Here is a 6,850-nt window from a genome sequence, read left to right as displayed (position 1 = left end):
GTGACACGCTGACTGGCGGCACCGGGCGCGATTCCTTTGATCTCTCCACCACGCGCAGTGGCGGACTGGACACGCTGATCGACTTTCGCCCCGGAGAGGATGTGCTGCTGGTTCCCGCTGCGGAGTTTGGTCTGGCAGATCTAGCAGGGACATTGCCTACAACACTGCCTACAACCCTGCCCACAACACTCCTACGCCAGGGGACGCGGGCAGTGCGAGAGGGCGATCGCTTCATTTATGACCGCAGCACGGGCAACCTGTTCTTTGACCCCGACGGCAGCGGCAGCGCTCCCCAGGTGCAGATTGCTCAGCTACCCGCAGGCGTGGCGATCGCCGCAGCAAATATTCTGGTGTTCTAGGCTGGCGCAACTGAGGACGCTCAGGTAGAAGTTCAGGCAGACGCTCAAGTAGAAGTTCAGACAGGGGGAGATGGCGGGGGCGGCGCGTCGGCGGCGGGCGCGGGTGATTCCGCTACGGGCTGTCCCAGCAGTCCGGTTCGGACTCGCAACCACAGCCGCCCCAATAGCCCCAACAGCCCCAGGAGGAAGCCGATCGCTGCGCCAGGAAGGGCGATCGCCAGCACCGACAGCACTACCGCAATCAGGATTTCCAGCGACGTAATCAAAAAATTCGCCAGTCCGCCTGTGAAGATTGTGGTCAACTGCCGCGAAAACCCCGACAGCCCCCGCATTGCGCCCGCCGCGCCGCCCCCCGCCAAAATCGCCAAACTCCACCGCAAAAACGGGTCTAGCCCGCTCGAAAACGCCGCCGTCAGCAGCGTCCCCGCAATAATCGACGCAGGAAACGCCACCAAATCTAGCAGCGTATCCAGCCACGGCACAAAGTAGGCAATCACCTCCACCAGCACCGCCACGCCCAGCGTGAGCAGCGCTGGGAACGAGTCTACCCACTGCAAATCGGGCGCAACCGGAAAATGCCCAAACAGCGCCGCCATGCTCAGCACCAAAAACGGAACCAGCAGCCGAAAGCCCGCAGCCGCGCTGAGGCCGATGCCGATGCAGAGGTCAATGATTAGGTTCCAGTCCATGTCAGGCAAGGGGAGAGAGGGAGGCGGCGACGAGGGTTGGAGTTGGCGTTCCGTCGCCCCGCTGCTTACTTTCCGATGCTAATCTGATTGGGCGCAGGAGCGGCGTAGGCGCGGCTACGATCGCCCAGGGTGGCAAAGTCAAATTGCTGGCGACGGTCGGCGATCGCACTTCCGACGAGAGCAATCCCAGCGGAAACGGCGATCGCCACAGCAAAGCTCACCAGCAGGTCGCCTGCAAAGGGTAGACCGTTCCAGGGTGAAAAATCGGGCTTGGGGAAGAACAGGGCCCCTGCGCCAATGCCCGCGAGAGCGCTGAAAAAGGCAGTTTGCCCAGTCAGACGACGGGAATAAAGTCCCCAAATCACCGGAAACACAGCCCCAGCGCAGACCAGATCCGCCAGCAGGAACAGGTACAGCACGTCGAAGCCCCGTGCCGCAATGGCGATCGCGGGCAGCCCCACCGCCACCGTTAGCAGCCGCGAAGCCCGCAGCAGCCCGCTGGTCTGCATTTGCGGGAACAGGCGAATCAGGTCAATGGTAAACACGCTGGCAATGCCATTCAGCAGCGAAGACAGCGTACTCATGACCAGCGCCAGCGCCAGCACCAGCACCAGCACCGTGAACCAGAGGGGCAAAGAAAGCTGCTGCAACAGAGAAAAGAAGGCGCGATCGTCCGTGAAGCCCAAGCTGGCCGCCAGCAGCCCCAGCGCTCCCGCTATCATCAACAGCGGCAGCGTAATCACCGCGGACCCCAGAAACGCCTGCTGTACCGTCTTGTCGGTGCGGCTGGCGTAGACCCGCTGCCAGTTTGCCTGGTTAAACACCTCAGCAGCAACAATTGCCAGCACCAGCGTTGCGCCAAACTTGATGCCGTCCACGTTGCCCAGCGAGAGCAGCTGGGGCGCATTCAGCCGCACGGGTTGCAGCGCCGCTTCCCAGCCGCCCATTGCCGCCAGCGCTACGAGAAAGCTGACCAGTAGCAGCGGCACCATCACCGCAAACTGAATCGCGTCGGTGAAGATGGTCGCGCCCAAGCCGCCGTAGGTGGTGTAGAGAAACGTTGCGGCAATAACCACCAGCGCCGTCCAGCCGAGGGGCACGTCTGCCAGGATTTGCACCGCTTTGGCGATCGCCGTCAGTTCCGCCGCCAGGTAGATAAACATATAAAACACAATCACCCCCAGCGCCAGCAGATACATCGCATTGCCGAAGCGATACAGCACAAACTCGTTGAGGGAGTGACCCTGGGGCAAGATCCGGCGCAGGCGCGGGCCAATTTGGGTGAACAGCGCCAGGGGAGCCGCCGACCCCAGACAGTAGCCCACAATGCCCGCAATGCCGCTGCTGGCTCCTACCTGGGGCGGGCTAAACAAAATCCACACACCCAGCGCCGACGCAACGACGGTGGCAAAGGACATCCACGGGCCAAACCGATTTCGGCTGACCATGTAATCTTCCAAATTCATCGTCTGCTGGCTGGCCCGCACCAGCCCCAGCAGGGCAAACCCGCCCGCCGTTGCCAGCGTCACCAACAGCGCCACAGATTGAACCGACATGCTCAAACCCTCCTCTGGGAATTGTTCGGTAAAGTCGCTAGAGGCTGGTTTGGTCTTGGGGATTGTCGCAGCTTGTTTGCAAGCGAGTGTCGCTGAATCTAGTCCGTCCTTACAGGTTTTTGCCAGGACTTACGCAAGCCCTCGTGAATGCAACTCGGATGCTTGCGCGAATTGGCTGGACTGACGCTGAAGACGCGATCGCGAACAGTGACGTGAACAGATTGGAGGGCAGCTTGGGGTAGGGTTAGAGGGCGATCGCCCCCACCTATTTCACTTCCCTAATTTCACTCCCCTATTCTGCTAGTTCTGCCAACCCTTCGGATGTCGTCGATGCAAGCCTCGCTTCCCTCCGCTGGCATAACCCAGTCTCAGGTTCCAAGGGTGTAATCTCAGCCTGCTCTGTCTTGATTCATGTCTTGATTCAGACAGGGCAAGCACCCCTAGCTTGAGAAGCATTCTACCATTGAGCAACTGTTTCCCAGCCGCTAGAATCAAGTCACCGACTCTCAAGCCCCTCGCGCTGTTGCTCTCACTCCGGCTGCCATGCTCAAGTTCTACGACCCGCGCCTCTGTCTGCCCTCGTCCGAAGAACTGCCCGACTCCGACGAAACGCCCGTGGATAACGAACTCCAGGGCCTGATGCCCGGTTTGTTGAAAGCAATCCTGGCCCAGATCTGGGCCGATCGGCAGGACTGGTTTTTTGGCGTAGACATGGGCATCTACTACGACCCAGAGGAGCCAGCCATCGTCCCTGACGGCTTCTTGAGCCTGGGCGTAGAGCGGATTGTAGACGAAGAATTGCGCCTTAGCTATGTGCTGTGGGAGGAGCAGAACATTGTTCCAGTGCTGGTGCTGGAGGTTGTCTCGCGCAAGTATCGGGGCGAGTACAGCAGCAAAAAAGCCTTCTATGCTGAGATGGGCGTGAAATACTACGCCGTTTATTCCACGCGCCGCCGCCGCAAACCGCCGCTAGAAATCTACCGCCTGCAAGACGGTGTGTACACGCTCCAGCGCGACAATCCACTGTGGATGCCGGAAATTGGGCTGGGGCTAGGGCGCGATCGCGGTACATACCTGGGTATCACGCGGGAATGGCCGTACTGGTATTCTGAAGCGGGCGATCGCTATCCCACGCCCGAAGAACGCGCAGCCCAGGCAGAACAGCGGCTCCAAGACGCGGCCGCAGAACTCGCTGCCGAGCGCCAGCGCACCCAGAGACTCCTGGAGCAACTGCGGCAGCGCGGCATCGACCCGACGGAGCTACTGGAAGGACTGGAATAGGAGCGATCGCCCGCTAGCATTGTTCAGCTTACGGTCCTGATTTGCGAATCAGGCTCAGCGGCTGAGCCACTGCCAGTGCTGATAGTTGGGATGCAGATGGCGCGGCAAGGCAGGATGGCGGATGGAGCCTAGCTCATGGCGATCGCCCACGGTCACGGGCAGGCGATCTCGAAGTGAAGCATCAGAAGCAAGCAAACTGGAGCAGTCAGATTTTAGATTTCGCATTGCGAACCTCCTGGTAAATCAACGATCAGGAGGCACATCCAAACCTGTCACCATGCTTGAAGCAGCCAAGTATGGCCAACTTGGGCAGCAAGGGCATGTGCGAATCTTTTTTTGTGCCTTGGGGGGCAGCCGTTTCAGCGTTCAAACAGGCTGATTGGCTCTCCTCTAATCATATCGAATAAACTTTCATTTTGTAGCGTAAGATACTGAAATTTGGAACACATCCTCCCAAAGAGCTAGACCAAGAGTGGGTGGGGTTCCTATCCCAACTCAGACGGTTTTTCCCACTCTACAGCGCAGGCACAATCTCGCAGAATGAAAATGTTGAGTAAAGGACATTCCCGATGGCGTTCCCTCTGCAAAACCTCTACGACTGGTATCGCGATGTCATTCGCAATCCCAAATATCGCTGGTGGATTATCTTAGGCACGATTGCTTACATCGTCATGCCGTTCGATATCGCGCCCGATTTCATTCCTATCATTGGTCAAATTGATGACGCGATTATTATCACGCTGCTGTTCACAGAAGTTTCTCAACTGCTAATCGAGCGCGTGAAAAATAAGAAAGAAGTGGTGGATTCTGAGCAGGTTGCGTCTGCGGACACGCCTGTCGATGTGCAAGCAGTTTCCATCGACTAAGGTTTCAAGTGACCAGGGTTTCAGGTGACTGGGGTTTCAGGTGACTGGGGTTTCAGGTCACTAAGGTTTCAGAAGCCGCATCGTCTGCGTTGACCCAGTGTGTTCCTCAAAAGTGGGCGATCGCCCTTTCCCAAAGTGGCCAGTGTCGAGCCGCGCTTCGGCAATGAAGGAGTCATGGGTGGGGGTTGAGCCAAAAATTCGGACTAGAGTTGTGGCAGAGAGTCGATTCTGAACCTGGGATCGGCTCTCTGCTTGTGTTGGCAGGCTCATCTTGCTGGCTGGACTGTGAATCCCCTGCGGTCAACCCTAAGCTTTGACTACAGCAACCCTCGATAGCGGATAAACACGAGGATCACCGCCCAGGAACCCAGCGCCACCTTTAGCGCCACCAAAATATTCAGAATGGGAATCACGCCGCCGCTGACTAGGCTGCCCAGTTCGCCGTGCGGCAGTTCGAGGCCCACCAGCGTCATCACGGCTAGCACGATAAAAATCATCACCGAGACTTTTTCCCAGCGGGCGGTGTGCCAGCGCTGATAGATGCCCTGCATCAGTTCGGAAGAGGATGTGATCGCCACCAGTCCAATAGCCGTGCCGCCTGCCACGCCAGCCGCAAAGCCACCGCCGGGGCTGAGGTGTCCGCGAATCGCCAGTTCAATGCCCACCAGCGCCGCGATTGTTGCGCCCAGCCGTGCCAGCACGATGGAGGGTTCGTCTGTAAAGCGGCGAAACTTGGCCGTAGGCTTTTCGTTTGCCAGCAAAAAGTAGGCTCCCATGATGGCAATGGTGAACACTACGACTTCAAAAATGGTGTCGTAGAGCCGATTGCGAAAGATGATGCCCGTGACGGCGTTGGGCACGCCGCTATCTTGCACGATGGCTTCAACGATGGAGAAATCCAGTTCACTAGGGGCAGGCTGGGGCATCAGCAGGATTTTCAAAAAAATGGCAACGCCTGCCAGCAGATAAATCCAGATCATGGGTGCTTTGCTCCGGGAGTGGGTGGGCCAACGTAGGCGATCGCTGGGGAAGAGGGCAACTCGGCTTGCAGAATGTCGTAGATGCGGCGGAGGCGCGTGGCAGTCTGGTAAGTCGCCTTCACAGCCACATCGTGTGGGGTAGAGGGGTCGTCTGCCTCAAGCTGAGTGCAGGTGAGATGCACCTCCTTTTCGAGGAGCGCCTGCTGCAAATCTTCTGGGCTGAGGTAGGGAATTAGCTCCAGTCGCAGGTGATACTTGCCAAACGTCAGCCGGAGGTCGTTGATGAGCGACTTGAGGGGAGCGTCCGAGGGGGCTGGTGTAGATTGCCCCAAGGGCAGGCTAGCGTCCTCGGAAAGCAGGTTGAGGGCGATCGCCTCGTCCTTTAGCACGCCCAGCCGCAGCACCATCGAGGAACGCACCGCTACCGCGTAAAGCGTCACCGCCAGCATCGTGCCCACCATTGCCTCCGTCAGCGCCACATCTGCTGCGCCCAGCAGCGTGTATACCAGCGCCGCCACTGCGCCCAGGATGCCGCGAATCACCAGCGCATGGTAGGGATTCACCTGAAACACCAGCATGGCAGCGGACAAAGGCAAAAGCGCCGTAATTGCATACACGTATTCGTCGTGTGGCCCGAATATGCTGTGTGGCATCATACATCCCCCCGGTCAGTCTGCGGTTCACTGGTGATGCTGCTAAACGGCTCTACAGCCTCTCCCCAGCGTTCTTCGGCGGGCAGGTCGCTGGCGCAATAGGCTAGCACATAGCCCAGCATGGTGTTCCACAGCGCCAATGAGAAGATAGCCAGCAGCAGCAGCGGCCACTCGCGGGGAATTTTCAGCAGTAGCCCGAAGACGATGCTGAGAGATCCCAGGGTGTCGGCAATCGAGAGGCTGTGCAGTTTGTAGAGAACTGAGCGATCGCCCACCAGCGGCCAGGTTCCCCAAAACCAAAACACCAGCCCCAGCGCGATGCAGCCATAACTCAAAAGGTCTATTAAGGTATTCACAACTGGCATAGTGGTCATGGTGGGTTTCTAATCTGTTGAAAGGCGATTTTAGAGAATGTTTGAAAAGTCCTACTGTTTGTAGCAAAGCGTGCAAGATCCCCCTAAATCCC

8 protein-coding genes, 2 pseudogenes and 1 riboswitch are annotated in these 6,850 nt (G+C 58.3%); of the genes and pseudogenes, 3 read left to right on the top strand and 7 right to left on the bottom strand.

Features of this window, described 5'->3' with window-relative positions:
- A pseudogene (locus tag IGS51_RS01195) lies at positions 1-359 on the top strand (hypothetical protein); the annotation flags it as partial.
- 56 nt (positions 360-415) lie between these two features.
- Here IGS51_RS01195 and IGS51_RS01190 read toward each other — a convergent pair.
- Together IGS51_RS01190 and IGS51_RS01185 are read right to left on the bottom strand one after the other, a co-directional pair.
- Positions 416-1,048, bottom strand: coding sequence for a DUF4126 domain-containing protein (locus IGS51_RS01190; protein WP_297075019.1), 633 nt, complete (start codon positions 1,046-1,048; stop codon positions 416-418).
- A gap of 65 nt (positions 1,049-1,113) precedes the next feature.
- A complete protein-coding gene (locus IGS51_RS01185; protein ID WP_297075018.1) occupies positions 1,114-2,604 on the bottom strand; it encodes a Na+/proline symporter in 1,491 nt (496 codons plus the stop codon).
- A 327-nt stretch (positions 2,605-2,931) separates the two neighbouring features.
- A riboswitch (TPP riboswitch) is annotated at positions 2,932-3,056 on the bottom strand.
- A gap of 91 nt (positions 3,057-3,147) precedes the next feature.
- Here IGS51_RS01185 and IGS51_RS01180 point away from each other — a divergent pair.
- Positions 3,148-3,885: a Uma2 family endonuclease gene (locus tag IGS51_RS01180; RefSeq protein ID WP_297075016.1), complete on the top strand. Its 738-nt coding sequence runs from the start codon at positions 3,148-3,150 to the stop codon at positions 3,883-3,885.
- A gap of 54 nt (positions 3,886-3,939) precedes the next feature.
- On the opposite strand, the gene IGS51_RS01175 is transcribed toward IGS51_RS01180, so the two are convergent.
- Complete coding sequence (locus tag IGS51_RS01175; protein WP_297075015.1) at positions 3,940-4,110, bottom strand: hypothetical protein; 171 nt, start codon at positions 4,108-4,110, stop codon at positions 3,940-3,942.
- Positions 4,111-4,454: 344 nt separating this feature from the next.
- On the opposite strand from IGS51_RS01175, the gene IGS51_RS01170 reads away from it, so the two are divergent.
- Positions 4,455-4,751, top strand: coding sequence for a YkvA family protein (locus tag IGS51_RS01170; protein WP_297075014.1), 297 nt, complete (start codon positions 4,455-4,457; stop codon positions 4,749-4,751).
- A gap of 60 nt (positions 4,752-4,811) precedes the next feature.
- On the opposite strand, the gene IGS51_RS01165 is transcribed toward IGS51_RS01170, so the two are convergent.
- The 4 genes and pseudogenes from IGS51_RS01165 to IGS51_RS01150 all read right to left on the bottom strand — a co-directional run.
- Positions 4,812-5,021, bottom strand: a complete 210-nt coding sequence (locus IGS51_RS01165; protein ID WP_297075013.1) for a hypothetical protein — start codon at positions 5,019-5,021, stop codon at positions 4,812-4,814.
- A gap of 47 nt (positions 5,022-5,068) precedes the next feature.
- Positions 5,069-5,731 (bottom strand): Na(+)/H(+) antiporter subunit B, encoded by a 663-nt coding sequence (locus IGS51_RS01160; RefSeq protein ID WP_297075012.1) that lies wholly within the window; start codon positions 5,729-5,731, stop codon positions 5,069-5,071.
- Entirely contained in the window at positions 5,728-6,384 is a 657-nt protein-coding gene (locus IGS51_RS01155; protein WP_367279225.1) for a DUF4040 domain-containing protein, read from the bottom strand. Before IGS51_RS01155 ends, IGS51_RS01160 begins: the two co-directional genes overlap by 4 nt.
- A gap of 89 nt (positions 6,385-6,473) precedes the next feature.
- Positions 6,474-6,749, bottom strand: a pseudogene (locus IGS51_RS01150) (monovalent cation/H(+) antiporter subunit G); the annotation flags it as partial.
- Positions 6,750-6,850: the final 101 nt, after the last annotated feature.

Origin of the sequence: Thermoleptolyngbya sp. M55_K2018_002 (assembly GCF_015295965.1) — a bacterium.
Taxonomy (GTDB): domain Bacteria; phylum Cyanobacteriota; class Cyanobacteriia; order Elainellales; family Elainellaceae; genus Thermoleptolyngbya; species Thermoleptolyngbya sichuanensis.
The sequence above is the reverse complement of the archived record's forward strand: the minus strand, read 5'-3'. Positions and strand labels throughout refer to the sequence as shown.